Origin of the sequence: Streptomyces sp. NBC_00094 (genome assembly GCF_026343125.1) — a bacterium.
Classification (GTDB): Bacteria; Actinomycetota; Actinomycetes; order Streptomycetales; family Streptomycetaceae; genus Streptomyces.
Genome location: NZ_JAPEMB010000001.1, coordinates 979,404 through 1,002,771 on the forward strand (window position 1 = coordinate 979,404; position 23,368 = coordinate 1,002,771).

20 protein-coding genes are annotated in these 23,368 nt (G+C 73.7%); 10 read left to right on the forward strand and 10 right to left on the reverse strand.

The genetic code is table 11. From position 1 onward, the window contains the following. Window positions 1-39 precede the first annotated feature (39 nt). The 5 genes from OG580_RS04070 to OG580_RS04090 are packed head-to-tail and all read right to left on the reverse strand — an operon-like array spanning window position 40 to window position 4,761. Window positions 40-1,350, reverse strand: a complete 1,311-nt coding sequence (locus tag OG580_RS04070) for a methyltransferase domain-containing protein (protein WP_267042256.1) — start codon at window positions 1,348-1,350, stop codon at window positions 40-42. After that, window positions 1,347-2,225, reverse strand: a complete 879-nt coding sequence (locus tag OG580_RS04075; protein WP_267042257.1) for an iron-containing redox enzyme family protein — start codon at window positions 2,223-2,225, stop codon at window positions 1,347-1,349. Before OG580_RS04075 ends, OG580_RS04070 begins: the two co-directional genes overlap by 4 nt. After that, window positions 2,222-3,019 carry a dihydrodipicolinate synthase family protein gene (locus OG580_RS04080; RefSeq protein WP_267042258.1) on the reverse strand — a complete coding sequence of 266 codons (798 nt, stop codon included), beginning with the start codon at window positions 3,017-3,019 and terminating at the stop codon, window positions 2,222-2,224. The genes OG580_RS04075 and OG580_RS04080 overlap by 4 nt, the downstream gene beginning before the upstream one ends. 1 nt (window position 3,020) lies before the next feature. Continuing rightward, window positions 3,021-3,587 carry a DUF6190 family protein gene (locus OG580_RS04085; protein WP_267042259.1) on the reverse strand — a complete coding sequence of 189 codons (567 nt, stop codon included), beginning with the start codon at window positions 3,585-3,587 and terminating at the stop codon, window positions 3,021-3,023. Beyond that, window positions 3,577-4,761 carry a pyridoxal phosphate-dependent aminotransferase gene (locus OG580_RS04090; RefSeq protein ID WP_267042260.1) on the reverse strand — a complete coding sequence of 395 codons (1,185 nt, stop codon included), beginning with the start codon at window positions 4,759-4,761 and terminating at the stop codon, window positions 3,577-3,579. The genes OG580_RS04085 and OG580_RS04090 overlap by 11 nt, the downstream gene beginning before the upstream one ends. Before the next feature lie 451 nt (window positions 4,762-5,212). Between OG580_RS04090 and OG580_RS04095 the strand changes: the two genes are divergently transcribed. After that, window positions 5,213-5,815 carry a TetR/AcrR family transcriptional regulator gene (locus OG580_RS04095; protein ID WP_267042261.1) on the forward strand — a complete coding sequence of 201 codons (603 nt, stop codon included), beginning with the start codon at window positions 5,213-5,215 and terminating at the stop codon, window positions 5,813-5,815. Window positions 5,816-5,891: 76 nt separating this feature from the next. Here the strand turns inward: OG580_RS04095 and OG580_RS04100 are convergent, their stop codons facing one another. Beyond that, window positions 5,892-6,461 carry a YceI family protein gene (locus tag OG580_RS04100; protein ID WP_267042262.1) on the reverse strand — a complete coding sequence of 190 codons (570 nt, stop codon included), beginning with the start codon at window positions 6,459-6,461 and terminating at the stop codon, window positions 5,892-5,894. Window positions 6,462-6,479: 18 nt separating this feature from the next. Then, entirely contained in the window at window positions 6,480-6,809 is a 330-nt protein-coding gene (locus OG580_RS04105; protein WP_267042263.1) for a rhodanese-like domain-containing protein, read from the reverse strand. Window positions 6,810-6,894: 85 nt separating this feature from the next. On the opposite strand from OG580_RS04105, the gene OG580_RS04110 reads away from it, so the two are divergent. Continuing rightward, on the forward strand, window positions 6,895-7,350 hold the full coding sequence (locus tag OG580_RS04110; protein WP_267042264.1) for a MarR family winged helix-turn-helix transcriptional regulator: 456 nt from the start codon (window positions 6,895-6,897) through the stop codon (window positions 7,348-7,350). Between the two features lie 39 nt (window positions 7,351-7,389). Here the strand turns inward: OG580_RS04110 and OG580_RS04115 are convergent, their stop codons facing one another. After that, window positions 7,390-7,941, reverse strand: coding sequence for a YciI family protein (locus OG580_RS04115; RefSeq protein ID WP_267042265.1), 552 nt, complete (start codon window positions 7,939-7,941; stop codon window positions 7,390-7,392). A gap of 111 nt (window positions 7,942-8,052) precedes the next feature. Here OG580_RS04115 and OG580_RS04120 point away from each other — a divergent pair, with 111 nt between their 5' ends. The 7 genes from OG580_RS04120 (at window position 8,053) to OG580_RS04150 (ending at window position 15,629) form a co-directional block, all read left to right on the forward strand. After that, complete coding sequence (locus OG580_RS04120; protein ID WP_267042266.1) at window positions 8,053-9,018, forward strand: serine/threonine dehydratase; 966 nt, start codon at window positions 8,053-8,055, stop codon at window positions 9,016-9,018. Between the two features lie 89 nt (window positions 9,019-9,107). Next, window positions 9,108-10,190, forward strand: coding sequence for a magnesium and cobalt transport protein CorA (locus tag OG580_RS04125; protein WP_267042267.1), 1,083 nt, complete (start codon window positions 9,108-9,110; stop codon window positions 10,188-10,190). A 77-nt stretch (window positions 10,191-10,267) separates the two neighbouring features. Further along, on the forward strand, window positions 10,268-11,650 hold the full coding sequence (locus tag OG580_RS04130; RefSeq protein ID WP_267042268.1) for an SUKH-4 family immunity protein: 1,383 nt from the start codon (window positions 10,268-10,270) through the stop codon (window positions 11,648-11,650). Window positions 11,651-11,775: 125 nt separating this feature from the next. Continuing rightward, window positions 11,776-12,255 (forward strand): Lrp/AsnC family transcriptional regulator, encoded by a 480-nt coding sequence (locus tag OG580_RS04135; protein ID WP_267042269.1) that lies wholly within the window; start codon window positions 11,776-11,778, stop codon window positions 12,253-12,255. Between the two features lie 106 nt (window positions 12,256-12,361). Beyond that, entirely contained in the window at window positions 12,362-12,757 is a 396-nt protein-coding gene (locus OG580_RS04140; protein ID WP_267042270.1) for a molybdopterin-binding protein, read from the forward strand. 149 nt (window positions 12,758-12,906) lie between these two features. Next, on the forward strand, window positions 12,907-14,898 hold the full coding sequence (locus OG580_RS04145) for an ABC transporter permease (RefSeq protein WP_267042271.1): 1,992 nt from the start codon (window positions 12,907-12,909) through the stop codon (window positions 14,896-14,898). A gap of 104 nt (window positions 14,899-15,002) precedes the next feature. Continuing rightward, a complete protein-coding gene (locus OG580_RS04150) occupies window positions 15,003-15,629 on the forward strand; it encodes a DinB family protein (protein WP_267042272.1) in 627 nt (208 codons plus the stop codon). A 23-nt stretch (window positions 15,630-15,652) separates the two neighbouring features. On the opposite strand, the gene OG580_RS04155 is transcribed toward OG580_RS04150, so the two are convergent. Continuing rightward, window positions 15,653-17,713: a SpoIIE family protein phosphatase gene (locus OG580_RS04155; protein WP_267042273.1), complete on the reverse strand. Its 2,061-nt coding sequence runs from the start codon at window positions 17,711-17,713 to the stop codon at window positions 15,653-15,655. Between the two features lie 217 nt (window positions 17,714-17,930). On the opposite strand from OG580_RS04155, the gene OG580_RS04160 reads away from it, so the two are divergent. Next, window positions 17,931-19,862, forward strand: coding sequence for a serine/threonine-protein kinase (locus tag OG580_RS04160; protein WP_267042274.1), 1,932 nt, complete (start codon window positions 17,931-17,933; stop codon window positions 19,860-19,862). Here OG580_RS04160 and OG580_RS04165 read toward each other — a convergent pair. After that, the gene (locus OG580_RS04165; RefSeq protein ID WP_267042275.1) at window positions 19,844-23,101 is read right to left on the reverse strand and encodes a LuxR family transcriptional regulator; all 3,258 of its coding nucleotides are present in this window, start codon (window positions 23,099-23,101) and stop codon (window positions 19,844-19,846) included. The two genes, OG580_RS04160 and OG580_RS04165, sit on opposite strands and share 19 nt — an antisense overlap. Window positions 23,102-23,368: the final 267 nt, after the last annotated feature.

Here is a 23,368-nt window from a genome sequence, read left to right on the forward strand (position 1 = left end):
GTTGGCACTCCCCCGTGTTCGGATGCTTCCTTACGGTGGTCAGCCGGCGGCGCGACCGGTGCTGTGGGCGAACCGGTCCACCACCCGGGAGCCGGAGAGGACCTGCCCCTCCCAGCTGTAGGTCTGGCCGAAGGGGTTGCCGTCCCGGCCTCCCCCGCGGCTGAAGGTCAGGGCGATACGGTCCCCGCGCCGCACCCGCACCGGCCGCTCGACCGGCAGGTAGCAGTGCTTCCAGCTGTCGGACGTGGTGCGTCCCTCGATGTCGTCCCCGGAGATGTCCAGGGCGACGGTGTCCGAGAGCTGGGCGACGAAGTAGCCCTTGAACCCGGTGAACACGCCGTCCCGCTGCACCGTGTACGCCAGCGGTACGCGGTACGAGGTCCCGGCCGCCGGGGCCGCTGCCGGCTCGTAGCGCCGGACCGGCCGGGGCGAGGCGAGGTGGCCCGAGGCCGGCAGGATGACGTCGTAGTACAGGGAGAAGGCGTTCTCGGCGCCGCGGGCGGCGAGCAGGGCCGCGAACTCCCGTTTCCCTCCCGCGTCCTGGGGCGCCGAGCCGGTCAGCTGCGCGTGGGCGGACTCGGCGGCCACCGGGACCAGGAAGCTGTCCACCAGGCGGGGCAGCATGGTGCCGCCCGGCCGCAGGAATCGCTCCCGGGCGTCGTCGAGGATCGCGGAGAAGTTCTCGTTGTCGGCGAGGTTCCCCATGATCTCGGAGATCACGATGTCGACCCGCTCGGGCAGCTCCAGGTCGAAGGAGAGCCCGGCCACCGGGTGGAAGCGGTCGCCGAAGCCCGCTTCGGCGAGCCGTTCGGCCGCCGTGGCCAGCACCTTCTCGTTGAGGTCGATGCCGTACACCCGGGCCGCCCCGGCCTCCAGCGCCCAGCGGGCCAGGATGCCGGTCCCGGTGCCGAGGTCGAGGACGACGTCCCCGGGTCGTACGGCCTCGGCGATGGCGGTCCTGAACGCGGTCATCCGCAGGTCGTCCCCGAGCATCAGCTCGTGGAACTCCTCGCCCCATTCCAGCAGTTGCTCCGAGGCGGGGAGCCAGACCTGCTCGGCGCCGTAGTACCCGGGCCAGACGCCCGCCCGGTACACGGTCAGCGGGTCGCCGCAGGGGCCGCCGACCGCGGAGCCGGTGGCCAGGTCGAAGGTGCTGTGGTGGAGCGGACAACTGATGCGCAGGGTCCTGGGGTTCACGTGGCCGTGCGCCAGGCGCCCCTTCCGGTGCGGACAGGAGGCGTCGACCACGAACTCCCGGCCGGCCGCGCGGACGCGCAGCCGGTCACCGGGGAGCTCCCGGAGGGACGGCTCGGTGAGGGACGGCCCGGCGGTGGGTTCGCGGCCGGTCATGCCGCCACCCTTCCGGCGAGGCCCCTGGCCCGCGCCACGGCCGTGTCGAAGGCGTCGCCGATCAGCCCGGAGAGGAGCCGGGCGCCGGTCCACAGCCGCGCCGGGTCGAGTCCGTACACCGCCTCGTACTCCTTGATGGCCAGCTGCATCTCCCGCATGTGGAAGGTGTCGATGTGCAGGTGCTCCGTGTAGTAGCGGCCGTGCCGGATGGCGAGCCGCTCGCAGGCCCGCGCCTGGATCGTGAACGCGTCCGGTATGGAGGCCTCCAGGTAGGCCAGGGCGCCGAGGAAGTACTCGACGTGCGGGGCGCGCTGCGTCAGCCAGTAGAAGACGTTGAGGAACCGGAAGGTCTCGTCCCCTGTGGTGTCCAGGAACTCCTCGGGCTCCTGCGGCAGGCCCAGTTCGGCCAGGAGCAGCCGGTAGAGCTGGGAGTGCGCCTGCTGGAGGTTGCCGCAGCCGAACTCGTCGATGAGGACCCGCATCACGGCCATCTGCGCCTTGATCGGCAGCCTGGGCACGGCCGGGAAGAAGTTCTGCGCCTCGGTCAGTCCGTCGAGGGCGAACTCCCGTACCACCAGGGTGAATTCCTCCCGGGTGGCATGCTCGGCCAGATACGTCCCGGACGGGCCGCCCGACCGCTCATCCGCCAGCAGGCCGTCGAGCAGGCGCTGCCAGTCGGCCCGGTCGCGGACCGGCTCGCCGGTGGCGTCGAGGGAGGCCACGAGCGGGACGATCCACTCCCGCTCGATCTCCTCGACGCGGGCGAGCAGCCGGGAGTCGAGCAGCCCGCGGTTGTGCCGGAACAGCTCCCGGTGCGCCGATTCCGCACCGGCGGCACGGACGACGGTACGGGGGGTCTCCGACGCGACGCTCATGACGCGACCTCCCCGGCGTCCGCCGTACGGTCGTTCTCCAGCACTCCGCGGTGGAACAGCGCGGTCTTGACCCACCGGTACCAGTCGTCCTTCTCCAGTCCGTAGCGCTCGCAGGCGGCGGCGAGCGCGCCCGCCGGGTCGTCGAGCCGGCCGGCGAACAGATCGGCGCAGAGGGCCGGTTCGACGTTGGCGAGCGCGACCACGTACCCGTCGACGGGTCCGGACTCGAGCAGCAGGTGTTCGAGGCCGGCGAGCACCCGCGCCCCGGGTCCCGCCTCGACCAGCCGCCGGGTGAAGGCGGAGCTGCCGGAGGAGTCCTTGACGCCGACCACCGAGGGCAGCGCGCAGATCCGCAGCAGCGTGTCGAAGTCGGCGGCGTTCCCGGAGACCTCGGTGCCGTGGTAGACGATCACCGGAAGTCCGCCGCGCTCCCCGAGTTCCGCGAAGTGGCGGTAGATCTCGTCCTGCGTGACCCCGGTGCCGTACGGGCTGGTCGCGACGAGTCCGTGGGCGCCGAGGTCCGCCGCCACCCGGGCCCGTTCGAGGACCTGTTCCGTAGTGGGCCGCAGGGCGCCCGCGAGGACGGGCAGTTCACCGGCGTACCGCACGGTGGCCCCGAGCATGTCCTCCCACTGACGGTCCGTGAGCAGGCGCCCTTCGCCGGTGCTGAGGTTGGGCAGCAGCGCGTCGACGTGCGGGCGGAGGGTGTCGAGCAGCCGGGCGACGCCCTTCTCGGAGACCTCTCCGGTCTCCGAGAAGGGCGTCACCAGGGCCGCGATCACTCCCTGGTTCATCTCAGGCTCCCTCGGGTGCGGCACCGTGCCCGAGGGGCAGGCGCAGGGCGAGCGATGCGCGGTAGAGCTGTTCGAGCGGCTCGGGGAAGGAGGGCTCCGGCTCGCCGGCGGGCCAGGCGGCCACGGCGCGGACGGGAAGCCCGTCGACGTCGGACGACCGTGGACCGGCGGTGTGCAGCAGCCCCTTGCGGTTGATCACCTGCCCGAGCAGCATCCGGTCGACGAAGGGGAGGTGTCGCGGGGTGTCGGAGTCGGAGAGGGCGAGGCGGACGTCCGCCCGGTCGTACCCCTCCCGGCTGATGTGCATGACCGTGTGCAGGTGGTCCATGAACGGGTAGTAGAGGTCCTGGAGTTCGCGCGAGTAGCCCCAGATCACGTCGTCGCAGCGGCCCACCTGCTCCAGGCTCATCACCACGCGCGCGTCGAGGCGTCGCACGAAGAAGGCCTTGGCGGCCACGCGTAGGCCCTCGTCGGCGCTGTGCATGCCGAGGAAGAGCGCCGCGTCGATGAAGTCGTCGTGTGCCGTGGCGCTCTCGGCGCTCTCGGCTCCGGTGGCGTCAGCGGGCATGGCGGTCCAGCACCTCCCGCAGGCGCTTCATGGCGCCGGCGAACATCTCCGGCTCGCGCGCCAGGGCCATGCGGACGAAGGGCTCGCCGCGGCCCGGCTGGCTCCAGTAGAAGAACCGTCCCGGCAGGACGTACACGCCCACGGTCCGCAGCTCCCGCTGGAGTTCGGTGGCGGTCAGCTCGGGGTGCAGGATCCTCGCCCAGGCCACGCTGGTCTTCGCGACCGGCTCCTGGTACTCCAGGATCGTGCCCCGCAGGGCCTCCTGGACGGCCGCCCGGTTGACGTCGAGGACGTCCCGCACCGAGGCGAGGCCGTCCTCCTCGGCGCTCTCCACGTACTGGGTCAGCATGTTGAGCACGAAGGGCGAGACGTTCAGCAGGACGCTGGTGTGGAGGTTGTAGACCTCCTCCTTGATGTCGTCGCTGGCCGTGAGCATGGCGGCCTTGGCGTCCTGCACCGGCCAGGTCTTCCCGGTGTCCTCGATCGCCAGGTACCGCACCCCGGACTCCTCCAGCAGTTCGTATACGTCGAACCGGGCGAGCTCGGGGTCGTACAGGGTGAAGGAGGCGAAGCAGAAGTCGATGATCAGCAGCTTGTCGTGGTCCTTGCAGAACCGGACGACCTCCTCGAAGCCCCTGCGCCCGGACTGCATCAGGCTGAACCCGGTGGGGTTGTTGGGGTCGACGAGGAACAGAGCGTCGGTGCGGACACGGCTCCTGAGCTCGGCATAGATCCGGTCGGGGTCGTGCAGCGCCGACTCCTCGACGGGGTACAGCGGTACGCCCATGTTCGACAGGACGTCGTGCAGGTTGTCGAAACAGGGCTCGACGAGCGTGACGGCCATGCGCTGCCGCTTGAGGTACATCGCCACGACCATGGTGGAGATGGAGGCCGCGTACGACAGCAGCGTCTTCTTCTTGGCCAACGCGGTCGGCTGGCGGTGGAGGCGGAAGAACGCCTCGACGAACCGCTGCTCGTAGGTGGCCTGCAGCCCCTCCTCCGCCTCGTACCACAGCTCCGGAAGCCGGGAGACGATCTTGTGCTGGGCGGCGGACTGACGCTGGTGGGTATGGGCGTCGGCCAGGTTGAACTCGGTGAGCAGTGCCTGGATCTCATGCTGCGTCAGGTCGAGGAGTTCCTGGCTGCTCAGGGTGTTGCCGGCGTGCGCGGTCATGCTTCCTCCATGCGGACGGCATACGGGTCAGCGCGTGCGGGCGTGCGGGTGTGCCGGCGTGGCGTGAGACGCCACGGTGCTCTTCGCGTGCCGGCCGGCGGACTGCTGCTGCTGCTGCTGCAAGCCTCGCCCCCAGGGCACGCGGAAGACCGTCACAGACGGACGGCGGGGGGGGTTGCTCTTACGGGAGAAGGCCGAGACGCTCGACGGCGGGTGCGATGCGACAGCGGAAACAGGTACCGGACATGTTTCTCCCCCGTAAACGGACTGTGGTCCGATTGGGGGCGACTCTGCCACATCCCGCGGTGGCGGGACAAGCGATCCAGAAGGGTGCAAGGCACCGTCACCCGACGGCCGCGTGACGGATTCTGGCCGTAAACTGCGCAGACGCCGCCCGGCCCCCACCGGGACCCCCACGGAGCGAGAACCGAGAGGCCCCCAGGTGCAGCACGTGCAGCCCGACCGTCGCCCCGGCGCCCGCTCCGAGGCGACACCGGAGCGGTCGGACGCCGCGCGCAACCGGCTGCGCATCCTCATCGCGGCCCAGACGCTGTTCGACCGAGACGGGGTCGAGAGCGTCTCCATGGACCGCATCGCCGCGGAGGCCGGCGTCGGCAAGGGCACCCTGTTCCGCAGGTTCGGCAGCAAGGCGGGCCTCGCCGCGGCCCTGCTGGACGCCCAGGACAGCCGGCTCCAGGACCGCATCCTCTTCGGCCCTCCCCCACTGGGACCCGACGCGCCGGCCGCCGAGCGCGTCCTGGCGTTCTTCGACGCGTACCTGGACCTCCTGGACGACAACCTGGAGCTGCTGAGGCTCTCCGAGACGGCCGCTCCCGGGGCCCGCTACCGGATAGGTTCGTACGGCTTCTGGCGCGTCCATCTGGCGCTGATGCTCCGCGACGCCTGTCCGGATCTCGACGCCGACGCCACGGCCCACCTGCTGCTCGCCCCCCTCGACTCCGATCTCCAGCACGCCTTGCGGCAGGGCGAGTTCAGTTCCGAGCGCATCCGGACGACACTGCTCACACTGGTGGAGCGGGTCGTCGGCACCTGACCCGCCGTACCGCGACAGGGCACCGCGAAGCGCCCCGGTGCGCGTGCACGCGCACCGGGGCCCCTCACCAGGGTGGTCAGCCCTCCCTGACCGCCTCGAACTCGAGGGACAGCTCGATCTCCTTGGAGACGAGGATGCCGCCGGATTCCAGGACCATGTTCCAGGTCAGGCCCCAGTCCTCGCGGTTGACCTTGCCGTGGGCGGAGAAGACCGTACGGTCGCTGCCCCACGGGTCGCGCGCGTAGCCGAGGTAGTCCACGTCGAGCGTCACCGGGCGGGTGACGTCCTTGATGGTCAGGTCGCCGACGAGCGTGCCGCGCCGGCCGTCCCACGTCACCGAGGTGGAGACGAAGGTGGCCGTCGGGTACTTCTCCACGTCGAAGAGGTCGGCGGAGCGCAGATGGTCGTCGCGCGTGGAGTCACCGCTGGTGACGCTGGCCACGTCGATGACGGCGGTGACCTCGCTGTCCTCCGGGCGCTCGCCGATGACCAGGGTGGCCTCGACGCCGGTGAAGCGGCCGCGGACCTTGGTCAGCATGAAGTGACGCCCGACGAAGCCGACCTCGGCGTGTCCCGGGTCGATCCTCCACGGGCCGGCGGCGGGCAGCTCCACGCCGTCGACGGTACGGGTCGGTGCGGTGGTCATGTCCGTGCGCTCCTTCCGTCAGGCGACGGACTCGGTCGGCAGGCCGGCCTCGACCCAGTCGTCCTTGCCCTCGTAGTACTCGAACACCTGGGTGTAGCCGAGCTCGACGAGACGCTCGGCGGCGATGCCGGAGTTGGGGCACGGGCCGTTGGCGCAGTAGACGGCGATCTCCGCGTCCTTGTCGGGCAGCAGGCCCGGGGCCAGCGCGTCCACCTGGTCGTGCGGCAGGTTGAGGGCTCCGGGCAGGTGCTTGTCGTTGTAGTACTGGGCCGGCAGCGCCTCGACGACCGTGATCAGGTTCTCGTCGATCTTCTTCTTCAGTACGTCGCGCGCGATTCGCTGAGCCATGGGATCTCCCTCACCAATCAATAGTTCCGTGCGTCTGCACACACCTTAATAGTCTGTGCGTGCGCACACAAGCTATACTTTTCCCATGAGAGAAGGTGAGAGACGAGTCGAGGCCTGGCGAGCCCTGCTCCTGGCCCACAACGCCGCGGTGCGCGCGATCGAGAGCGATGTGCAGCGCAACGGCCGCATCCCGCTGACCTGGTACGACGTACTCCTCGAACTACGCGGGGCGGGCGAGCAGGGGCTGCGGATGCAGGAGGTCGCCGAGCGCGTGGTCCTCAGCAGGACCCGGGTGAGCCGGCTGGTCGACGAGATGGCGCGGTCCGGCCTGGTGAGCAAGGAGCCCGACGCGACGGACAAGCGCGTGACCTGGGCGGTGATCAACGAGGCGGGCCGGGCCGCGCTGCGCGAGACCGCGCCCGTCTACATGCGCGGCATCCAGGAGCACTTCGCCCGGCACCTCACGGACGAGGAGGCCGCCGTGATCACGACGGCCCTGCTGCGTGTGGCGCGCGCGGGCGACGACCTCAGACTGGGCTGAGCCGGCCCCCGGCCCCGCCCCCGCTCCCGCCCCCGCGGATCACGACGGTCGTCCGCCGAACTGCCAGCGGTGGACCTCGACGTCGGCGTACCCGTCGGCGCCGAGGACCGCGCGGGCCGTGGCCGGGTCCGGCGCGCGCACCAGCGCCGCGGTGCCCAGCCAGGCCTCGCCGTCGTCGGAGAGCAGCGGGCCGTACGCGATCAACTCGTCGCCGCCCGGCGGCACGGCGAGGTCGACGGGCTGTCCCGCGCCGAGGCCGAACACCAGGTACCGGTCACCCTCGGTCCCGCCGCCGGGGAACTCCCACATGGTGCGTCCCAGCATGTTGCGCCACCGGCGCAGCATCACGTCGCGGTACACGCCGGCCTGGTAGCCGGGCTCGTCGAAGGCGAACGCGCGGGCGGCGGCGGGATCCGGCAGGTCGACGATGTGCACGCTGCCGGTGGGCTCCTCACCGTCGCCGGTGAGGGTCGGGCCGCGCGCGATCATCTCCGCCCCGTACCCGTCCATGTAGGACCAGTGGGCCTCCAGCAGCTCCTGTCGCAGCTTCAGGGAGTCGGACCGGTCGCGGTGGTAACAGAAGAACTCCATGACCGCAGTCTTCAACACCGGTCCCGACGCTCCACCGGCGGCCCGAGGTAGGTTCGGGGGATGTGCAGCGGGGTCGTCGAGCGCCCCGGACGACCATCCGCAGGAGCGCCCGTGCCCACCCCCGCCCTCGTCTACGGCGACATCGCCACCGCCGCCGACCGCGTCTCCGGTCACGTCCGGCCCGTCGCCCTCGCCGGCCCCACCGAGCCCGGCGGGGTCCATCTCGCCCTTGAGCTGATGCAGCACACCGGCTCGTTCAAGGCCCGCGGCGCCCAGAACTTCCTGCTCGCGCACCGCGAGGCCGGCACCCTCCCCGCCGCCGGGGTCACGATCGCCTCGGGCGGGAACGCCGGGCTCGCCTGCGCCTGGGCCGCCGGCCGGCAGGGCGTCCCCGCCACCGTGTTCCTGCCGACGACCGCGCCGCGGGTCAAGGTCGCCCGGCTCCGGGAGTACGGCGCGGACGTCCGGCTGGTCGGCACCGAGTACGCCGACGCCCTCGCCGCCTGCGAGGAGTTCGCGCGGGTGTCCGGAGCGCTGGCCTCGCACGCGTACGACCATCCCCTGATCGCCGCCGGAGCGGGCACCCTGCTCGACGAGATCCACCGGCGGATCCCCGGCCTCGACACCGTCGTCGTCGCGGTCGGCGGCGGCGGTCTCCTCGCCGGTGTCGCCACGGCTGCCCTGCACCACGGCATCCGTACCGTCGCCGTCGAACCCGAGAACTGCCGCGCCCTGGACGCCGCCCTCCACGCCGGCCGGCCCGTCGACGTCACCGTCGACTCGGTCGCGGCGGACTCCCTCGGGGCCCGTCGCGTCTCCGCCACCGCCCTGCACGCCGCCCAGCAGGACGGCGTCCACTCCGTGCTCGTCCCCGACGCCGCGATCGTCCGTGCCCGGCAGGCCCTGTGGGACGACCACCGGCTCGCCGTCGAGCACGCGGCCGCCACCGCCGTCGCCGCGCTGGCCGGCCCCTGGGACGACACGGCCGGCTCCGGATACCGCCCCGCGCCCGACGAGACGGTCTGCGTGATCCTCTGCGGCGCCAACACCGACCCCACGGACCTCGTCGGCCCCTGATCAGGGCTCTCGTCCGGCGGATACTCGCGAAGGCGGCGGAGACGGTGGCAGACTGACCCGTCGATCCGCCGAGGGAGCACGTAGTGTCCATGATCCAGCGTCTGCGCAGAGCCGTCCGTCTGACGTACCGGCGCACCGTCGACCTCAGCCACCCGGCCCGCTCCCCGCTCGGCAGCGCGGTGGTCAACTGCGCCGTCTACCTCGACGGCGTACGAAGGAGCGGGCGCGGGTCGGCCGAGGAGGCCCTGCGCCAGGTCCGCAAGGCCGGCGACGGGTTCGTCTGGATCGGTCTGCACGAGCCGGACGAGAAGGAGTTCACGGGGCTCGCCGAGCTCTTCGGGCTCCACCCGCTCGCGGTGGAGGACGCGGTCAACGCCCATCAGCGGCCCAAGGTGGAGCAGTACGACGGTGTCCTCTTCGCCGTCTTCAAGACCGTCCGCTACGTCGAGCACGAGGAACTCACCGCCACCAGCGAGGTCGTGGACACGGGCGAGCTGATGGCCTTCGTCGGGCCCGACTTCGTCATCACCATCCGGCACGGCGGCCACGGTTCCCTCGGCCCGCTGCGCGAGGCCCTGGAGGACCTGCCCGAGCAGCTGGCGAAGGGGCCCTCCGCCGTGCTGCACGCGATGGCGGACCACGTCGTGGACGACTACCTCGCCGTCGCGGACGCCGTCCAGAACGACCTGGACGCGATCGAGAGCGCGGTCTTCTCCGAGCACGCGGACCGGCGGGACGCCGGGCGCATCTACCAGCTGAAGCGCGAACTCCTCGAACTCAAGCGGGCCGTGACGCCGCTGGGCCGGCCCCTCCAGCACCTCGCCACCCAGCCGATGCCGCTGGTCGACCCGGACATCAGGGCGTACTTCCGCGACGTGTCCGACCATCTCGCCCGGGTCGCCGAGCAGGTCACGTCCTTCGACGCCCTGCTGGACTCGATCCTCCAGGCCCATCTCGCGCAGGTGACCGTCGCCCAGAACGAGGACATGCGGAAGATCACCGCCTGGGCCGCGATCGTCGCCGTCCCCACGATGGTCTGCGGCGTCTACGGCATGAACTTCGAGCACATGCCCGAGCTGCGCTGGACCTACGGCTACCCGGTGACCCTCACCGTCATCGCCGTCGCCTGCTTCACCATTCACCGGGGCTTCCGCCGCAACGGCTGGCTCTGACACCGGGGTCGGGGCACCCCACGGGAACGCCCGGGGGTGCGGTGACCGCCGGTCCCGGCGGCTGGCACGCTGCTCCCATGACCGACCGAGAACTCCGCTCCCTCATGGACGACCCCGCCCTCGTCCTCCGCCACGACCGCGCCGAACTCCGCGCCCGGCTGGCCGCCCTGCCCGACGAGCTCGGCGGCGTGGGGCGCGAGGTGTTCACCCAGGCCGAGGCCGTGTTCGGGGGCGCCCGGGTGTCCTCCGCCGAGTTCGCCTCGTGGCTGCACTTCGCGGCGACCGTGCTGGGCCACGACGCCTACGCGGAGCGGGTCGCCGCCGCCGAACCGGGCCTTCCCTGGCGGACGGTGTGGGCGTGGTGGCGGCCGGTCGGCGTGTACGAGGCGGAGCCGAACCTGAGCGGCGACCGCTCGGCCGACGTGTACGAGGCCGGGGGCCGGCGGCTGGTGAAGGTGTGGGCGCTGTGGTGCGCGGACGCGTGGTTCGACCTGGCCACCGGCGAGCGCTGCGCCGCCCCCGAGGACGGCGACTTCGAGCCCCTCGACGACGAGGCCCCCGACGGGCCCTGGTTGTTCGACGGGGACGGGGACGAAGCGCCGCTGCACTGCCCGGAGTCCTGGGAGGAGCCCCTGGTGGTGGACGGGGGACGGTTCCTCTTCCTCGACGCGCGCGGGGTGGTGCTCGTCGAGCGGAACGAGGCGGCGGCCGCCCTCCCGAAGGACGGCACGGAGCCGTCCGGGTGGACGGCACCGGGCGACGGCGAGCCGTGGTTCCGGCCTGGGGGCGAGGGCGGGGTCGGAGCCGAGAGCGAGGTCGGTGACGGAGACGAAGGCGAGAACGGGGCAGGAGCCGGGAGCCAGGCCCGTGGTGACTCCAGGGGGCGGGCCGGAGTGCGAGGTGGTGTCGGGCCGCTCACCGGCGACCGGCTTGAGCGGGCGTTCGGGGCCGACGGGGTCGTCCGGGTCCCGGCGGCGGAGCTTCCCGACGTCCTCACCCACGAGCCGACCCGCGTCCTGCTCGCCCGGGTAGGCCTGCCCCGCCACTGGGGAGCCGGCGTCACCTCGTTCGCGCTGGAGAAGGACCTGCTGGGCCCCGGTCCCGACGGTCTGCTCCGGGTCGGCGTCTTCGACCTGGGTTTCTGCGACCCGGGCGAGGTCTTCGTCCACCCCGTCACCGGCGCGGTCGCGCTGCGGCAGCCCGACGGCAGCCACGGCCCCGGCGGGGACGCCGCCTTCCCCCTCGTACGCGATCTGGAGGCGTTCGTCCTGTTCCTTGAGGGCGTACGCCGTCACATGGGCGCCTGCTGGGACCCGTACCCCGGCGAGGAGGGCGCGGAGACGTTCCTGCGGGAGATGGCCGCCGTCGACGCCGAGGCGCTCGCCGAGGACGCGCCCGGTACGGAGGTCTGGGAGCACCTCTTCGCCTCCATCACCGAGCTGAGCGTCGAGGGCTACTGAGCGGGGTGCCGGGCGGCCGGGCGACGCGCCGCGGGCGGCCCGTCGGCACGTCGCCGCAGGCCACGCCATGGGTAGAGTCACGAACGGACAGCTCGACCCGCGGTGACGAAGGAGGCCGACCGGCCATGGCGGTGGACGAACTCGACACCCGAATCCTGCGTCTCCTCATCGAACAGCCGCGGACGAGCGTGCGGGAGTACGCGCGGATCCTGGGCGTGGCGCGGGGCACCGTACAGGCGCGGATCGACCGTCTGGAGCGGGACGGGGTGATCACGGCGACGGGCCCGGTCCTCTCCCCCGCCGCGCTCGGTCACCCGGTGCTCGCCTTCGTCCACGTCGAGGTGACCCAGGGCCGTCTGGAGGAGGTCGGCGACGCGCTCGCGGGCGTGCCGGAGATCGTGGAGGCCTTCTCGATCACCGGTGGCGGGGATCTGCTGACGCGTGTGGTGGCCCGGGACGCCGGGCACCTGGAGGACGTCATCCAGCGGCTGATCCGGCTGCCGGGGGTGGTCCGCACCCGGACCGAGATCGCGCTGCGTGAGCGGGTTCCGCACCGGCTGCTGCCGCTGGTCGAGGCGGTCGGACGCCGCTCGGGCAGCTCGTGAGGAGCGCCGCCCCGGCTTGTCGCTTCCTCCAATGAGGTGGGCAGATGCGCCGAGAAGCGCCTTGATCCATTGTAGATAGGAGGTCGAGCGGCCTACCGTGGCGCACATGCAGTCCTACACCATCGGACAGGCGGCGCGCCTCCTGGGCGTCAGCCCCGACACCGCACGCCGCTGGGCCGACGCCGGCCGGGTCGCCACCCATCGTGACGAGGGCGGCCGGCGTCTCGTGGACGGCCGTGACCTCGCCGCCTTCTCCGTCGAGCTCGCCCAGAGCGCCCCGGGCGACGAGGACGAGTCGTACACCTCGGCGCGGAACGCGTTCCCCGGGATCGTGACCGCGGTCAAGCTCGGTGACGTCGCCGCCCAGGTCGAGATCCAGGCCGGCCCGCACCGACTCGTCTCCCTCCTCACCCGCGAGGCCGTCGAGGAGCTGGGTCTGGAGGTCGGGATGCAGGCGACCGCCCGCGTGAAGTCGACCAGCGTGCACATCGACCGCGCCTGATCCGCGTGTGATCCCCACCTGATCCGCGCCACCGAAGATCCTCCGGGACGCCGGCCTCCCACGGCCGTGGCCCCGGAACCCTCCGTGGGGGCTGTCCGCGTCCGGGGGGACGGACAGCCCCCACCTCCACCTGCTGTCAGGGAACCCCGATGAAACGCCTCCGCGTCCGCCCCACCGGTCACGGCCCGCGCACCCCGATCGTGCTCGCCGTCCCCGCGCTCCTCGCCGTGGCGTTCCTGGTCCTGCCCCTCGTCGGCGTCCTGGCCCGTACCGAGTGGGGTGCCTTCGGGGCTCACCTGACGGACCCCGGCACCGTGGAGGCCCTGAGGCTGTCGCTGGTGGTCTCCTTCTGGGCGCTCGGCCTCTCCCTCCTGCTCGGCGTCCCGCTGGCCTGGCTGCTCGCCCGGGTGCCGTTCCGCGGCAAGGCGCTCGTCCGCTCGCTCGTCCTGCTGCCGATGGTGCTGCCGCCCACCGTGGGCGGTGTGGCACTGCTGCTCGCGTTCGGGCGGCGCGGCCTCCTGGGTCCCTGGCTGGAGTCCTCGTTCGGCATCACGTTCCCCTTCCACACCTCGGGGGCGGTCCTCGCCGCGACCTTCGTGGCCATGCCGTTCCTCGTCATCAGCCTGGAGGGCGCGCTCGGCGGGCTGCGGCCCCGGTACGAGGAGACGGCGGCCTCCCTCGGCGCCTCGCCGGTACGGGTCTTCTTCACCGTCACCCTCCCGATGGTCGCGCCCGGCCTGCTCGCCGGGGCCGCGCTCACCTGGGCGCGGGCGCTCGGCGAGTTCGGCGCCACGATCACCTTCGCCGGCAACCTCCCCGGCACCACCCAGACCCTGCCGCTCCACGTGTACCTGCTGCTCCAGGAGGAGCCCGAGGCCGCGACCTCCGTCTCCCTGCTGCTGCTCGCCATCGCCATGGCCGTACTCGTCGCCCTGCGCGGCCGCTGGACGGGCACGCCGTCGTCGCCCCGGCGGACCGCGCCCTTGCCCGAACCCGTCGTCGAGCCGGGCGCCGGTCCCGTCGACGGGGCGGCCCCCGTCCCGGCCGACGGGGCAGCCGACGCGGTGCCGGACGGCGGGGCGGCCGACGCGGTGCCGGACGGTGGGCGCTGGGCGTTGCGGGCGGAGGTCGGCGGCTTCACCGAACTGACCCTGGACGCCGACCCCGGCACGACGATCGCCGTCGTCGGCCCCAACGGAGCCGGCAAGACGACCCTCCTCCGCGCCCTCCTCGGCCTCACGCCCCGCGCCCACGCCACCCTGCGGCTCGGCGACACCGACGTCACCGACCTGCCGCCGCACCGGCGCCGGGTGGCCTGGGTGCCGCAGGACGGGGCGCTGTTCCCGCATCTGTCCGCACTCTCGAACACGGCGTACGGCCTCCGGGCCCACGGGGTTCCGCGCGCCGAGGCACGGCGGGCGGCCCACGGCTGGCTCGACCGGCTCGGCGTGGGGCACCTCGCGCACCGCCGCCCCGCGCAGCTGTCCGGCGGCCAGGCGCAGCGGGTCGCCCTCGCCCGCGCGCTGGCCGCCCGGCCCCGGCTGCTGCTCCTCGACGAGCCGCTCGCCGCGCTCGACCAGACGACACGGGCCCATGTGCGGCACACCCTGCGCACCCATCTCGCCGGGTTCGGCGGGGTCTGCCTGATCGTCACCCACGACCCCGTGGAGGCCGTCTCCCTGGCCGACCGGGTCCTCGTCCTGGAGGACGGGCGCACGCTCCAGGACGCCGCCCCCGGCGAGGTGTCCCGGCACCCCCGGTCGCCGTGGGTCGCCCGGATGCTGGGCAGCAACGCGTGGCCGGGTGCCGCGACCGCCGAGGGGCTCGCGCTCGACGGGGGCGGCGCGCTCGTCGCCGCCGAGCCGCCGCCGCCCGGCACGCGGGCCCTCGCGATCATCGCGCCCGAGGCGGTGGCCGTCCACCGGGAGAAGCCCGGCGGCAGCCCCCGTAACGTCTGGCCCGGCACCGTACGGGAGATCACCGCGAGCGGCAGCCGGCTGCGGGTCCTGGTCACCTCCGACCGGGCCCCGGACCTCGTCGCCGAGATCACGCCACAGGCGGCGGCCGAGCTGGGCCTGGCGGACGGGGTGCCGGTCTGGACGGGGGTCAAGGCGACCGAGGTGACCGTCGTCTCCCTCTGACCGCGAACGGCCGAGGGCAGCCCGGGGCAGAAAACTCCGAGCGCCTCGGAAAGGGCCTGTGACAGGCTCCGGACGCACTGTCCCCACCTGTTCCGGAGCACCTGATGGCCGTACCCGATCGCCTCGTCCCCCTGCTCGCCCAGTTCGACTTCGCGCGGCAGCGGCTCACCGACCGGATGTCGGGTCCGGTGATGGACAGCGGGAACGGTACGGATGTCGAGGTCGGCCCGATGACCGACGCGGAGTACCTCTGGGAGCCGGTCCCGGACTGCTGGTCCGTCCGCCGCCGCACCGACGGGCCGGGACCGCGCGCGACCGTCCTGACGGGCGTCGGCGGCTGGGGGCGGGACGCGACGCCGCCGCCGCACCCCACGCCGCCGCCGTTCACGACGATCGCCTGGCGGTTGAGCCACCTGAGCGAGCTGCTCGCGCTGCGCGCCGACCACACGAACGGCAGCCACTCCCTGACCCGCGACGACTACCGGATCAGCGGTGACGCGGCCTCCGCCGTGGCGGCCTTCGAATCCGCCGCCGGCTCCTGGCGGAAGGCGCTGCTCTCCGTCGACGACGCGGCGCTCGACACCGTCGGGTACAGCACCTATCCGCACGGCAGCGACCCGGAGGACCTGTTCCTGGAGACCGTCTGGTGGGTGAACCAGGAGCTCCTCCACCACGGCGCGGAGGTCGCCCTCCTCCGGGACCTCCACCGGCTCCACCGCCGGGACGCCTGAGCCGGTACGGCCGGACGGCGCCGTCAGCGGGTCGTACGGGCCATGAGGATCGCCACGTCGTCCTGCGCCGGACCGGCGGCGAGGAGCCGCGCGAGGACCTCGTCGCACAGGGTGCCCAGGGGCCGGTCGAGGCCCCGCAGCGCCTGGGCGAGCTGACTCATGCCCTGGTCGAGGTCCCGGTCGCGGGCCTCGATGAGACCGTCCGTGTAGAGGACGAGCAGGCCGCCCTCGGGCAGGGCGACCTCCTCCGTACCGAAGTCGTGGGCTCCGGTGCCCAGCGGGGTGCCGGGCGGGCCTTCGAGGAAGGTGATGGTCCCGTCCGGGGTCGCGAGCGCCGGCGGCGGATGGCCGGCGCGGGCGATGACCCAGCGTCCGGCCGCCGGGTCGTGGACCGCGTACACGCACGTGGCCATCTCGTCCTCGCCCAGATCGGTGACGACGTCGTCGAGCGAGCTGAGCATCCGGGCCGGGGCGATGTCGTGGCGGGCGAGGGTGCGTACGGCGGTCCGCAGCTGGCCCATGACGGCCGCGGCGTGGATGCCGTGCCCCATGACGTCGCCGATGACCAGGCCCGTGCGGCCGCCGGGGAGGGCGATGACGTCGAACCAGTCGCCACCGACGTCGTGGGCGCTCGCGGGCAGATAGCGGCCGGTGAGTTCGAGGCCGGTGACGGCGGGCAGCGCACTGTTGGTGAGGCTGCGCTGGAGGGTGAGGGCGGCCTCGCGCTGGGTGGTGTAGAGGCGGGCGTTGTCGATGTTGAGGGCGGCGCGGGCCACGACCTCGTCGATGAGGACGCAGTCCTGCGCGTCGAAGGGCTCACGGGTCCGCAGCCGGGTCACGGTGACCGCGCCGAGCACCTTCCCCCTGGCCACCAGGGGGATGAGGCGGGCCGAGCCGATCCGGGTGGCGAAGTAGGTGCGGAGCGCCTCCGTGCGCGGGTCGGTGAAGAGCGCCGGGAGGTCGGAGATGTAGAGGTTCGTGGGTCTCCCCCGGTCGACGACCTGCTCGTAGACGGAGTCCAGCGGGAGCTGGAAGGTCTGCCCCGGAGCGAGCAGCGACGTGGGCGCGGTCGGGTCGGGGAATCCTGCCGCGAGCCGGCGCAGGACTCCGCGCGTGGAGGCGGCCGGGTCGTCCGGTTCGAGGACGGCCTCCAGCATCTGCACGTCGGCGGAGTCGGCGAGCTGGGGTACGAGGAAGCCCACCACCTCCTCGGCCGTCTGCTGGAGGTCGAGGGTGGTGCCGATCCGGGCGCCGGCCTCGGCGAGCAGGGCGAAGCGGTGCCGGGCCCGCTCGACCTCGATGTGCGCCTCCTGGCTCTCGGTGATGTCGACGAGCGAGGCGATGAGCCCGAGGGGTTGCTCGGCCCGGTCGCTGAGAGGGGCGTACGAGCACGACCAGATGTGGTCGCGGCTGGGGTCGGCGGGCGTACGGCCCACCCGCCGGGCGTCGACGACGGCGGTTCCGCTGTCGAGGACCTGGCGCATGAGGGATTCGAGCGCGGTCGCGTTGACGCCGGGCACGACCTCGGTGAGACGCCGGCCGACGTGGCCGGAGGCCGGGACCCCGTTCATGTCGGCGAGGGCGTCGTTGACGCGGAGAAAGCGCAGGTCGGGGCCGAGGAGAGCGAGGCCGATGGGCGACTGGGTGAAGAGGCTCTCCATCGCCGCGAGGTTCTCCCGCATCCGCAGGACCTCGGACGTCTCCACGGCGATGAGCATCGCGCCGGGCCGTCCCTCCGGGTCCGCGGCGGGCACGATCCACATCTCCATGGTGATCGTGTGGCCGTCCCGGTGGCGGACGGGCAGCGTGCCGACCATGGTCTCGCCGTTCTGGACGCGCACGGTGAGCCCGGCGGCCAGCTCACGGTTGGCCTCGGGAACGAGGAGCGGGGTGGCGAGACGGCCGAGGACGTGCTCGGGCCGGTGGCCGAGGAGGTCCTGGGCGGCGAGGGACCATTCGACGATCCGGCCCTCGGCGTCCTCCCGCCAGAGGGCGATGGGCAGCAGCTCGCGAAGCACGCTCGCGTTGCCCACGGCCGCTCGGGGCGGCTGCGGAACCTTGCTCGACGACTGGTGAGTCTCCAACGCATCGACCTACGAATCGGCCTGGCCCCGGAGGGCGCAATCCCTACCGAATCACCCTAGCCGAGTCGTTCACGGCGGGCGCTGCGCAGTGCGGCCGTTCGATTCCGGTACGCGTGCCGGCGCGGGGTGCCGTCGGCTCCGTGGCGCTTCCGTGGATCTTCCGTAGTTCTACGGATGTGCGGGCGGGAGGCGGTCTGCGAGAGTCGTCGCGACCTCGATGAACGCGCGTCCGGCCCGCCGCGCGGAGATCCCGAGTACAGGGGTGCGTGTGAACAGAGTGATCGACGGCCGTTTCGAGCTCGTGGCGCGGCTCGGCGGAGGCGGGATGGGAACCGTCTGGCGCGCCCGCGACCTGGCCCTCCACCGTGACGTGGCCCTCAAGGAGGTACGGCCGCCGGACCCCGCCATGGCCGAGTACGACGTCGAGGGCGCCCGGACGCTGCGGGCGCGGGTGCTCCGCGAGGCCCGGGCGCTGGCCCGGATCGACCACCCCGGCGTGGTGACGATCCATCACATCGTGGACGCCGGCGAGGGGACGTACCCCTGGCTCGTGATGGAGCTGGTCACCGGCGGCTCCCTCCAGGACCGCCTCGACCGGGGCACGATGACACCCGTCGAGGCCGCCGTGCTCGGACACCGCCTGCTCGCGGCCCTGACGGCCGCCCACGAGCGGGACATCGAGCACCGCGACGTGAAGCCCGCCAACGTCCTGCTGCGGCCGGACGGGCGGCCGGTCCTCACGGACTTCGGCATCGCGGCGATCCGCGAGTCCACCGTCCTCACGGCCTCGGGTTCGATCATCGGCTCGCCCGACTACATGGCGCCCGAGCGGATCCGCGGCGGCGCGAGCGGTCCGGCCGCCGACCTGTGGTCCCTGGGGATGCTGCTGTACGTGGCGGTGGAGGGCCACCACCCACTGCGCCGGGAGAACACCCTCGCGACCCTGGCGGCCGTGATCTCCGACGACGTACCACCGCCGGTGCGGGCAGGCGTGCTGACCGACATCCTGACCCGCCTGCTGGTACGGGACCCTTCCGCCCGCCCGGACACGGCGGAACTCGACCGGGCCCTGACCGTCGCGGCGGCGGCGACGGGGGCGACGGACGCATCGGGCACGGTCGCCTCGGATGCCCAAGCCGCCCCGGACGCCCCGGACGCCGCGGAGCCTGCGGACGCGAAGCCGACGGACGCGCGGACCGGGAGCGTCGAGGCCCCGGCCCGTACGGAGACAGCCGGTACGGCGACGACAACCGGTAAGGGGTCGTCGGAAGGAGCCGAGGCGCACGACGGCGACGCCGCCACCTCGTTCCGGCTGGCGCCTCCCGGCGCCGTCCCTCCGGAGACGGCGCCGTCCATACCCGCCCCGGCCCCCGCCCCGCCCTCCGTCTCCTCCTCCCCCTCCCCGTCCGCGTCCGCGTCGGCGTCCGCGTCGGCGTCGGCGGACGGCGTGGAGCCGACCCCAGTGGTGCCTGCCTCCGGTGGCCGCCGGAGGGGGCGCGCCGGCCGGTTCTTCGGCAGCGCGCTCGTCGTGGTCCTCGCGGTCGGCATCCCCGTCGGCGCCATGACGTGGGACTGGGGGCCCGGTGAGGCCCAAGACGGTCCGACCACCGCGCCGGCCGCGCAGGGCCCCACCTCGTCGACGACACCGGGGTCGGGTAAGGGGACGGGGACCGGGAAGACCTCGGCCCCGAAGCCGCGCGATCTGCTCACGCCCGCCGGGATCAGGGCCGCCGTCGCCGCGGTCCACGCCGCCACGGACGGCGCGAAGGTCACCGGCTTCGTCGTGTACCCGGAGTACGCGGTGGCCGAGTCGATGGTCAAGGGCAGTACGAAGCGGTACGACCGGTACGTCTACCGGGGCGAGGACGTGGCCGTCCGTGAGGGCCCCGGCGGCACCGCCTTCCCCGGCGCGGTCCCGACCGACCTGGACGTCTTCGACTGGGGCGCCCTGACCGCGCTCATGAAGCGGGCCGACAAGGAGCTGGGCATCGACCGGCCCACCAGCCGGTACCTCGTCGTCACCCCGGGCTCGACGCTGCTCGGGAGCGGCCCCGGCCTGAGCATCTACCTCTCCGACACGTACGGCGTCGCCTATCTCAACGCCGACACGAAGGGCCGGGTGACCTCCGTCTATCCCCGCGAGAACTGACCTCCGCCCACCCCGTTCCTGACGACCAGCGAGGCGAGGCCCGCCCGGGTCTCCACGCCCGTCTTGCGGTACACCCGGGCGACATGGCTCTCGACCGTGCGGGGGCTCAGGCAGAGCCGGTCGGCGACGGCCTGGTTGGTCAGCCCCTCCGCCACGAGGACGGATATCTCGCGCTCGCGCGGGGTGAGCACGGCGAGACGTCCGCCCGCGGCGCCTTCCGTCGGGGCCTGCCCGGTCCGGTCGGCCAGGTCCACCAGCATGCCGGCGCCGCCCTCGGCCGCCAGCCGACGGCCTCTGCGCCAGAGCGCGGCGGCCCGCGGGCCGTCGCCCGAGGCGCGCACGTGCGGGGCGGCGAGGAGCAGGCTGTGGGCCTCGCGCAGAGCGGCGCCGGACAGCGCGCTCTCCCGTGCCGCCTCCGTGAAGGCCAGGGCGGCGGCCGCCGATTCGCCCCGGTGGGCCAGCACCCGCCCCCACGCGCGCCGGGCGGCGCCGCGCTGGACGGGCAGGCCGAGCCGTTCCGCCTCGGTCAGGGCGAGACGGGCCGCGCGCTCGGCCTCCGGGACGTCTCCGGCCGCGAGGGCCGCCGTGGCGAGGAGTTCGAGATAGCCCGGGCGCAGGGAGGGCTGGAGCCGGGACAGGTCCGGGTCGCCGCCCGCGAGCACGAGCGCCCCGCGCACCCGGTGCGGGTCCTGGCCCACCGGCACGCTGTGGGCGAGCATGCAGCGCGCCTGCGTGGCCCACCAGCCCTGGGCGGTGCCCACGGTGGCCGCGGCCTCCTCGGCGGCCGCCAGAGCCTCGGGGTCGTCGAGGGGACGGGCGTGGAGGAGGACCGTGGCGCGGATCGCGCGGCTGAAGCCGAGGAGTTCGGCGCCGCCCAGGGCGCGGGCGACGGAGAGGGACTCCTCGGCCAGGTCGAGGGCGGTGCCGACCCTGCCGGTCAGGAAGTGGACGTACGCCGAACAGAGGAGGAGCTGCGAGAGCGCGAACGGCCGTCCGGCGCGGCGGGCCACCACGATGCCCCGCGTGGTGTGGCGCTCCGCCGTCCCGTACGCCTCGAGGAAGGCCTCGCTCCAGCCCAGCCGCACCAGCGACTCGACGTGCCCGGCCAGTTCGCCGTCCGTGAGGGCGTCGATGAGGGCCGCGGCCTCGGTGGCGCGGGCGCGGGCGGTGGCGGTCTCGCCCTCGTACACCTCGCCGAGGGCGGACAGGGTCAGGGCCTCCGCCGTGTCCGCCTCGTCGTGGCGGCGCCGGGCCTCGCCGAGGGTCCGGTCGACCTCCTCGCGGACCTCGGGGTAGCAGGTGGCGAAGAGGGCCCGGGCGCCCCACTCGACGACCAGCCCGGTGCGCAGGCCGGCCCGGGGACCGGGGGTGCGCTCCAGTTCGCGGCGGACCAGCGCGTCCGCCTCGGGGTAGCGGCCGAGGTGGCGCTCCATGAACGCGCACAGCAGGACGGCCGAGGTCCGGATCCGTGCCGTGTCCGGGTCGTCCGCGCCGGAACCGGGACCGGGACCGGGACCGAAGCCGGAGCCGGAGTCCAAGTCGGAGTCCGAGTCCGAGTCCGAGTCGGAGTCGGAGTCGGAGTCGGAGTCGGAAGGGGGGTCGGAGTCGGGGAAGGGGCCGGAGCGAGGTTCGGGGCGGCAGCTGTCGATGAGGTGGTGGAGGAGGTCCCGGCTCTCCGCGACGCGGCCGGCCGAACCGAGGGACCTCGCCCGTCGGAGCGTCAGTTCGCGGCGGAGAGTGAGGTGTTCGGGGGTGTCGGGGAGGTGGTCGAGGGCGGCCGCGAGCCAGTGGGCGGCGCGCTCGGGATCGACCGCCCCGGTCCGCTCGGCCGCTTCGACGAGCACGGCGGCGGTCGCCTCGTCCCGGCCGGTCGCGGCGCCCACGACGTGCGGGGCCCGCGCGGTGGCGGGTGCGCCGGCCCGGTCGAGGGCGGCCGCCGCCCGTCGGTGCAACTCACGGCGCCGCCACGGGTCCAGGGCTCCCCGGACCAGTTCCGGGAGGGCCGGGTGGCGCGGGCCGAGGGTGCGTCCGTCCTCGTCGGACCGGACGAGGTCACGGCGGGCCAGGGCGCGCAGGGCCACGTCGATCGCCTCCCGCCCTTCCCCGTCCGCCCCTTCGGCGGCGTCGGCGATGGCCACCGCGGCGAGGAGCTCGGGCGTGGCACGGCCGTCGAGCACGGCGAGGGCGTCGACGACCGCCCGCTCCGCCCGGCCGAGCGGGGTCAGTTCGTCGAGGAGCACCGCCACAGGTCCGGTGCCGGGCGACGCCCCCCGGTGGGTACGGGTGTGGGCGAGGGCGCGGAGGTAGAGCGGGTTGCCGCCGCTGGCCGCGTACAACTCCCGGACGGTGTCCGGCGGAAGCCCGGGGGCGAGCGCCTCGGCGCAGGCGTGCCGCTCCAGCGGGCCGAGGGCCAGCCGGGCGAGGACGCCGGAGTCGGCGGCCCGGGCGAGCACGGAGGCGAGGGCGGGCGGCGTCTGACGCTCGCGGCGGGCCACCACGAGCAGGACCGGTGCGCGCAGCGGGTGCCGGAGAAGATGGTCGACGAGGGCGACGGTGGCCGGGTCCGCGCCGTGGAGGTCGTCGAGCAGGAGGACGAGCCCGGGCGCCGGGACCCGCCCCAGCGCCGCGCCGATCCCCCGCACCCGCCCGCCGTATCGCGGGCCGCCCTCGCCCGCGCGCGCGTCACCGCGGCGACCGCCCGGCTCCCGTGCCGTACCCGAGGCGGTCACGGCTCCCGGGACGGTCGTACCGACCGAGGCGCACGCCTCCGCCGGGGCACTTGCCTCGGCCCGGACACTCGCCTCGGCCGGGACTCTCGCCGCTGCCACGACGCCCGGAGCAGCCTCCACACGTACCCCGGCTCCCTCGCCCGGCTCGTCGCGCTCGACGAGCCGGGCGAGTTCGGCCAGGGCGGGGGCGGTGGCGCGGTCCCGGTGGTCGAGGTCGGCGAAGGCGTCGAGGACGGCGTGGAAGGGGGTGCCCCCGCCCCCGTCGAAGGCCGCGGCCCGCCCGCGCAGGACGGTCGCGCCGCGCCCTCTGGCCCGTACCGCGAACTCCGTCAGGAGCCGGGTCTTCCCGATGCCGGGCTCGCCCGTGACGTCCACGGCCACCGGGCCGCCCGGCCCCTCCGTCCGTCCGTCGAGGACCACGTCCAGCATCGCGCCCAGCCGGTCCAGTTCCCGGGCTCGCCCGACGAGAGGTGCGCGGTCGGCGCGTCCCCGGTCCACGAAAGTGTCCACGTACAGTCCCCCTCGTACGGTCGTACGCCCTGCGGTCGTGCCGTCCTGCGCTCTCCCCGCTCTCAGTTGTACGGCACGCGACCGACAACACCGTCGGCCGGATGGTCGCGGAGGACGGGGGCTGCGACCTCCGTACGCCCTCGGGACGGCCGCCCCTTCCCGAACGACCTGTCCGGAACTGGCCACGCCCCGCGGCGTGAGGAGGCCATCCGCGGCCCCCGGACCCTCCCGGCCGGCCTTCCGCACGTCGACTCCGAGGCTTCGGCG

Excerpts from the sequence above, each read along its gene's own strand:
- OG580_RS04150 (WP_267042272.1), top strand. The coding sequence starts at position 15,003 with ATGGCCGTACCCGATCGCCTCGTCCCCCTGCTCGCCCAGTTCGACTTC.
- OG580_RS04135 (WP_267042269.1), top strand. The coding sequence starts at position 11,776 with ATGGCGGTGGACGAACTCGACACCCGAATCCTGCGTCTCCTCATCGAA.
- OG580_RS04125 (WP_267042267.1), top strand. The coding sequence starts at position 9,108 with ATGATCCAGCGTCTGCGCAGAGCCGTCCGTCTGACGTACCGGCGCACC.
- OG580_RS04145 (WP_267042271.1), top strand. The coding sequence starts at position 12,907 with ATGAAACGCCTCCGCGTCCGCCCCACCGGTCACGGCCCGCGCACCCCG.
- OG580_RS04160 (WP_267042274.1), top strand. The coding sequence starts at position 17,931 with ATGAACGCGCGTCCGGCCCGCCGCGCGGAGATCCCGAGTACAGGGGTG.
- OG580_RS04070 (WP_267042256.1), bottom strand. The coding sequence starts at position 1,350 with ATGACCGGCCGCGAACCCACCGCCGGGCCGTCCCTCACCGAGCCGTCC.
- OG580_RS04080 (WP_267042258.1), bottom strand. The coding sequence starts at position 3,019 with ATGAACCAGGGAGTGATCGCGGCCCTGGTGACGCCCTTCTCGGAGACC.
- OG580_RS04100 (WP_267042262.1), bottom strand. The coding sequence starts at position 6,461 with ATGACCACCGCACCGACCCGTACCGTCGACGGCGTGGAGCTGCCCGCC.
- OG580_RS04130 (WP_267042268.1), top strand. The coding sequence starts at position 10,268 with ATGACCGACCGAGAACTCCGCTCCCTCATGGACGACCCCGCCCTCGTC.
- OG580_RS04075 (WP_267042257.1), bottom strand. The coding sequence starts at position 2,225 with ATGAGCGTCGCGTCGGAGACCCCCCGTACCGTCGTCCGTGCCGCCGGT.
- OG580_RS04110 (WP_267042264.1), top strand. The coding sequence starts at position 6,895 with ATGAGAGAAGGTGAGAGACGAGTCGAGGCCTGGCGAGCCCTGCTCCTG.
- OG580_RS04085 (WP_267042259.1), bottom strand. The coding sequence starts at position 3,587 with ATGCCCGCTGACGCCACCGGAGCCGAGAGCGCCGAGAGCGCCACGGCA.
- OG580_RS04140 (WP_267042270.1), top strand. The coding sequence starts at position 12,362 with ATGCAGTCCTACACCATCGGACAGGCGGCGCGCCTCCTGGGCGTCAGC.
- OG580_RS04105 (WP_267042263.1), bottom strand. The coding sequence starts at position 6,809 with ATGGCTCAGCGAATCGCGCGCGACGTACTGAAGAAGAAGATCGACGAG.
- OG580_RS04115 (WP_267042265.1), bottom strand. The coding sequence starts at position 7,941 with ATGGAGTTCTTCTGTTACCACCGCGACCGGTCCGACTCCCTGAAGCTG.
- OG580_RS04090 (WP_267042260.1), bottom strand. The coding sequence starts at position 4,761 with ATGACCGCGCACGCCGGCAACACCCTGAGCAGCCAGGAACTCCTCGAC.